At 41.8% G+C, this 5803-nt stretch carries 4 protein-coding genes; all 4 read right to left on the bottom strand.

Annotation, left to right across the window (positions count from 1 at the left end):
- Window positions 1–331: 331 nt before the first annotated feature.
- On the bottom strand, window positions 332–2320 hold the full coding sequence (locus VB654_RS08215) for a caspase, EACC1-associated type (protein WP_323213204.1): 1989 nt from the start codon (window positions 2318–2320) through the stop codon (window positions 332–334).
- Window position 2321: 1 nt separating this feature from the next.
- Window positions 2322–2708 (bottom strand): sugar ABC transporter permease, encoded by a 387-nt coding sequence (locus VB654_RS08220; RefSeq protein WP_323213206.1) that lies wholly within the window; start codon window positions 2706–2708, stop codon window positions 2322–2324.
- Window positions 2709–3056: 348 nt separating this feature from the next.
- Window positions 3057–4766 carry an ATP-binding protein gene (locus VB654_RS08225; RefSeq protein ID WP_323213207.1) on the bottom strand — a complete coding sequence of 570 codons (1710 nt, stop codon included), beginning with the start codon at window positions 4764–4766 and terminating at the stop codon, window positions 3057–3059.
- 141 nt (window positions 4767–4907) lie between these two features.
- Window positions 4908–5699 carry a glutathione S-transferase family protein gene (locus VB654_RS08230; RefSeq protein ID WP_323213209.1) on the bottom strand — a complete coding sequence of 264 codons (792 nt, stop codon included), beginning with the start codon at window positions 5697–5699 and terminating at the stop codon, window positions 4908–4910.
- Between the last annotated feature and the right edge of the window lie 104 nt (window positions 5700–5803).

Raw genomic sequence — 5803 nt, forward strand, 5'->3', positions numbered from 1 at the left:
CTAAAAGGAAACTTTTTCACCCAGGTTTTAGATACAGCCTTCATAACTGATATTAGCGCGATCGCAGTGTCTTCAATAACAATCGGTAAACTCCAAGAATGGACAGTTATCTGTCATCCCCAAATTTTCTGATTTATTCAACCCAAAATTCACACTTTGGATGGTACACCCTTCAAAAGCCTTGCACCTACTTTCGACTTTATCAGCCTCAAACCTTTGATTTATCTGGGTTTTAGATTTATTCAGCCAGCCCTAATTAGGTTTTGCTGAAAAGGATAATTCCCAAGTCACGCCTAACTCATGACTAGAAATAATGATTGTGCGGCTTGTATCAATCAACACTACAAGCTACACGCAAACCAATATAGCTGTGGAAATTATCACGCTCTGCCCTATAGTAGTAAATACGGGACGCAGAACGGCAGTTTTTAGGATTGGTGAACCAGGAACCACCTCTTAATACACGCAGTTGATTATCATCATCATTACCTAACCAAGCACTGCCATCTGCTGGAGCCTGATGATAATTTTCGTGCCACTCGTCCTGACACCATTCCCAGATATGACCGTGCATATCAAATAAACCAAAGGGATTGGCAGGAAATGTTCCCACATCGGTTGTTTGCTCACGATATTCACCTGTTGTCCCTTGATCATAATTGCCTGGGTAGATGGTTCCTTGATAAACCCAATCTGTACCGTCGTAATTTGCTAAATCAGTGCTAATTGTATCACCAAAATAAAACGGCGAAGTCGTTCCCGCCCGACAAGCATATTCCCATTCGGCTTCACTAGGTAAGCGATAGGTTTTTCCAGTTTTTTGAGATAGTCGAGCGCAAAATTCCACGGCATCGTCCCAAGAAACACATTCAACAGGTCGATTAGCACCTTTAAAATGGGATGGGTCGGGATTTAACTCAATATTCACGCTTTTAAAATCGGCAACAGCTGCCCATTGAGTTTGAGTAACGGGAAATTTCCCCATGAAAAAGGGTTGAATGGTGACACTGTGTTGGGGACTTTCCCAGTCTAATCGTTCTGGCTCATTTTCTGGGGAACCCATGAGAAATGTACCTCCCGGAATTGCCACCATATCTAGACCGACACCATTACCCAAGTTTTCTGTAAAATATTCGGTGCGTCCCCGATTGCGGTTGATGGGTTGCCCTTGAGCATCCACTTTTACTATGTCAAACTCAAATTGATTGGCTGGGTTTGGTGATATTGCTTGAGGTGCAATTGGTTTTTGTTGACCAATAATTGTTTTTTCTATTGGTGCTACATCCTCATCTCTTAAACCTAAACGTTGCTGATATTCTTTGAATTCCTTGAGAGTTCTTTGACTCAGGGTTGGCTCAACTGCAATTTTTTTAACTAAAATTTCTTCATATTTTTGTATTTTGCGCTGATACTGCTGATATGGCTGTTTAACTTCAGTCTCAATAGCTTCTGCAACATCAGTGTCAAGCTTCCATTGGACACGTAATGACTTTAACAGGTGACGGGCAGGAATAGTAAACTTGCCAAAACCATCAATGAGGCGTTCAACCTCTCTACGATAATTCAGCCTGGGGTCATCCTGGGGCGACTGCGCCAGAAAAATTTGACACCCGTCTTTATGAGGATAAAACTCTGGTGTTATGGCGGGGGACGCTTCTTGCACTTTGTTTTTTGCATATCTATGCAATTCATCCGCCGTAATTAAACCGTCCCTATCTTGGTCTGCTGCACCTGTCGCAATCCCTTCTACCAGATAATGGGTATAAATTGAAAGGTCTAAGCCATCAGACTCAAACGCATATTGTGTAGAGGTGGAGGCTGTGAGAATTACCCTGCCCTCACCCCCTAAATGCTGTTGCAGGTTTATAGTCCCACTATCTTTGGCTGTCGAACCCTGAGCAAAAGCACCACTAACACAGCAATCTAAAATTAGCACCAATCGTTTAGACTTGCTCTGATTTATCCAATTATGTACATCTTTAGCAGCTACGGCTGAGGCTGTCTTCAATTTTCCCTGATTTTTTTTGGTGTTGTGAGTCGAGAAGTAAAAATCGCCACTTTCGACTATCACGCTATGACCAGAAAAGTAAAACAGCACCAAGTCATCTTTGTGATGATTGGCATACAATTTATAAATAGCATCTTCCATTTCTTGGCGTTGGGGATTTTTCAGTACTGTGACATCCCCTGGTGCAAAACCACCCATTTCTGGATTTACTAAAACTCGCTGTATCGCCTCAACATCTTTCTCAGCCTGGGGTAGTGATGCTAATCCTGCCTCATATTCACTCATCCCGATCAGCAGTGCTATTTTTGCCATATTAGCTGTTTGATGTATTGTTCAAAAAATCCTGGGCTTTTTGGCAAGCAAATTCAAATTCTTCTCGACTGTTGGCTTCTAGGTTGAGTTCTCTGCCATCAGGCGCTTTCAGCACCATTTTAATGGGTTTGTTGCCCAGGCGATCGCCTAAAAAACTAAACAGCGTCTTAATACTAGCGGCGTTAATTTCTAGATTTAACAACCCCAACAAAAAGCCACCTAAAGCTTTTGTATTCTTGGGTGCGTTTTCTACTGCGACTAAATCTGCGTCTTCTACCCCATCCACATCTCTTAATTGAGGGAGCAAATTTTGCACTTCTGTTTGCAAATCTTCATCGTCTAAACCCAGTTCAGTGAAAGAAATCATCATCTGAACATTAGATGTCATTAGCATATTAACCGCTTTAATCTAAATTTAGAGTCATTTTAAACGATTGTATAGGTCATTCTGAGTAATTTACTAATTATTTAGGGAGAAAATGCTAAATTTGTGCTGTAACGCACAATTAATAATTATAAATGAAGCGATCGCTTCATAAATGTGGGTTTTATCCCAACTACCAAGATCGTTTAAACCCCAGTCACAGCCAGTATTTCAATTTCGACTTTTGCTGTAGCAACCCCCAAGAAGATTAGGGCATTGTTAATCCCTAAAGGTCTTGAAGCAACTTGGTTTCTACTCAGCATTTTGCTATATCTCTACCCCGTTGCCTTCCTTATAAATTCTGGAGAACAGCTAAAAACCCAAGTCAGCTTTTGCTAGTTCAGCCGCAGCGAATACTTCTGCATCCGGTTTTTCTTCCCAAGCTGCATCTCCGATTTCTGCATAGAAGGTTGCGTCATAAGGACGAGTTTTCACAACCACCGGCATGGGGACAGCATGACCTAAAATTAAAGCTTGTTGCTTTGAGTCTAGTTTGGCTAATACTGACCGCAAACCACCTGCACCAGATACGCCTGTAAAGATAGCATCAATATCTTTATCATCATTGAGCAAAGCGGTGATGCGTGTGCCAATTTGAGACATCACTTCATTATCAATCCCCGATGGACGTTGATCTACAACTAACAAAGTGACAAAATATTTTCGCAGTTCCCTGGCAATAGTGCCAAAGATTGTACTTTGTACCACTCCCGGATCAAGGAAGCGGTGCGCTTCTTCAATTGTAATCATTAATGGCGTGGGGCGATCGCATGGATTCTTGCTTTGTAGAAATCTATCGGCTTTTTTGACATAATGTGCATGAATCCGTCTGGTGATCATATTAGTCACCAACATATAAGAAAGCATATTAGACTGGGAACCAAATTCGATCACTACGTTTTTCCCAGCTTCCAAAGACTGGACAATTTTACTAATATAATTCTGGGGGCAAACTCCGCGCATATATTTTAAGCTATCCATGCGGAGGAGTTTACGCTGTAATCCCATAATCGAACCTTTATGTCCCCGCTTTTCGTCGCAGAACATTTCGATTTCTTCGTTAGTCATATTCAGCAATTGGACTATCCAAGATTTGCCAAATTCGCTATACAAAATATTCGCGTTATCTAAAGCTGCATCCGATAATCCTAAATCTCGACTGCATAATTTAATATCTTCAACTTCCACTTGCTCGTAACTCAGATAAAGTTCTTGAGCATCACGCACACCCCGACGCTTTGTCGATTCGGGATCAAGGGTGTAGACTTCTACTTTACCAGGAAATAATTGTTTTAAGCCTTTGACGGTATTAACATTTTTACCTTCGGCTACAGCTTCCCAGCCATACTCCGAGTGCATATCAAATATTAGGTTAACTGCCGCATTTTTGCGAATTACTCCAGCTAAAAGTAACCGTGTGAGGAAAGATTTACCAGTTCCCGACTTACCAAATACTCCATTACTGCGTTCAACAAAGCGGTTTAAATCGATACAGACAGGCACATCCATATCTAAGGGTTTTCCGATAGAAAAGTTCCGCCTTTGGGGGTCATCTTCCCAACCAAATACCCGGCGAAAATCCTCTTCACTGGCTTCGTAAACTTGGCTAAAATGACTGGGAATAGTTTTAACCGGCAGTAATTCCATTGTAGTGCTAGTTTGAGGCTGAAATGATGCTAAACCGTTAGCAGATTTGCCATTCCTAGACGACAAAGATTCATCAGATTCGGGCGTGAACATCAACATCGGTGAGAGGTTGATAGTACCATAAGTACCACTACCGGCTAAAACTTCTCTTAAAAAAGTGTCTTCCCAACCGGGAGGATTAGCAATAATGCGAGCATTCGCAATTCCCAATGCTACATCTGTCAGCATACAGAAAAAGCGCGATCGCAGTCCATGTACAACTAAAAATTTACCCACCCGCATATCTTCAACGGAAATATCTGGGTGTAGTCGTACTTCTAATCCCCCAGTCAGAGAACCTTCTATGACTGAACCTAATGGTTGTGCCGAATTCATATCTTAAGTGCTGAGAACTTGATCATGAGTCTCTAGATGATTAACGTTCGCACAGAGTGCGCGTAGCGCATACCACACTAGGCACAAAGAAGTCAGGAAGAGAGAGGTTTCTTACAATCCCTGAGCCTATCATCCCATCATCTAGTCAATTTGAATAGAAGTCGGCGCAGTTCCAGTGGTCGGTAGACTAATTAATGGTTTACGGAATTGAGCATACAGGCGATCGCGCCAGGTAAAGAAGGGTTCATAATTAGGATTATCTGCCAATCCTGGGACACCTTTACCTCGCAGACCTGCTGGTAAATCGAGATAAGGAACTTCGGGGAACTTCAGCAATATTGATAAACTCGCCACGGCTAAGTCAGCTAAGGTTGGCTCATCTCCGGTGAGATACGGACTATCGGCTAATATGAGTGTTAATGATTCTAAGTCTTGTTTCAAGTCCGCGATCGCTGATTTGATCACATCTGGGCTATAACCCACCCCAAAACCCAAAACAGTCAACACATCACTGGGTACTCCAGCCACTAGAGTTTTGAAGATATCAGGTGTGGAATTCGGTAATAAAGACTTGCGGAAATTTTGGTCTTGGCTAATGGCAGAAAAAAGAGCCGTTCTTCCTTTCACACCTATAGACTCATCTGCCCATTCTTCCATCAATAAGCATAAACCCCGTCGCTGAGGATCTTGAGGTATGAGTGGGCGTTCAGGATATTCTAAATCTAAATATTTAGCGATTTCCGTAGAATCAACAATATATCTACTGCCATCTTTTAAAACTGGCACTTGTTTCTGTCCGGTCAACCGGAATAAATCTACCTGTCCCATTCCCGGTACAACTTCGATTTTACGGTAATCTAGCCCTTTATAATCTAGGATCAGCCTGACTTTTTCTGAGTATTGAGATAATTCCCATTGGTATAATTCTAGCATAATCTACACCTTTAAGAGATTCATAGAACAACGCTCTCATTGTATCTTTAGTTAAAGTAATTTTCCTGAGAAATGCCGCAATTTATCTCAAAATAAAATAAGTT

This window comes from Nodularia sp. UHCC 0506 (genome assembly GCF_034931045.1).
Lineage (GTDB): Bacteria > Cyanobacteriota > Cyanobacteriia > Cyanobacteriales > Nostocaceae > Nodularia.

Coding starts and splice junctions, on each gene's coding strand:
- VB654_RS08230 (WP_323213209.1), bottom strand. CDS start 5,699: ATGCTAGAATTATACCAATGGGAATTATCTCAATACTCAGAAAAAGTC.
- VB654_RS08220 (WP_323213206.1), bottom strand. CDS start 2,708: ATGACATCTAATGTTCAGATGATGATTTCTTTCACTGAACTGGGTTTA.
- VB654_RS08215 (WP_323213204.1), bottom strand. CDS start 2,320: ATGGCAAAAATAGCACTGCTGATCGGGATGAGTGAATATGAGGCAGGA.
- VB654_RS08225 (WP_323213207.1), bottom strand. CDS start 4,766: ATGAATTCGGCACAACCATTAGGTTCAGTCATAGAAGGTTCTCTGACT.